The sequence below is a fragment of the Bacillus sp. 05T22 genome, assembly GCF_056396765.1.
Genome location: NZ_JBFTMC010000308.1, coordinates 1 through 365 on the forward strand (window position 1 = coordinate 1; position 365 = coordinate 365).

The following is a 365-nucleotide window of genomic DNA, read 5'->3' on the forward strand; positions in this document are numbered from 1 at the left end:
GCAGCATACGATGCCGAAGGAAAGGCATACAAGTATGAAGTAAAAGAACAAGCAGTAGACGGATATCAAACAGAAGTAAAAGGTTATGACATCACGAATACAAAGGTTGGTCAAACAAAAGTAGAAGGAACGAAGACATGGAAAGACGATAATGCGAAAGATCGTCCGAAAGCAATTAAAGTAGACTTACTACAAAATGGCCAAGTGATTGCAACGCAAGAAGTAAGCAAAGCAACAGACTGGAAATATGAATTTGAAGATTTAGCAGCATACGATGCCGAAGGAAAGGCATACAAGTATGAAGTAAAAGAACAAGCAGTAGACGGATATCAAACAGAAGTAAAAGGTTATGACATCACGAATAC

1 protein-coding gene is annotated in these 365 nt (G+C 38.4%); it reads left to right on the forward strand.

Features of this window, described 5'->3' with window-relative positions:
- The coding region (locus tag AC1DIT_RS28620) for a Cna B-type domain-containing protein (RefSeq protein ID WP_476998641.1) at positions 1-365 on the forward strand (365 nt) is incomplete at both ends.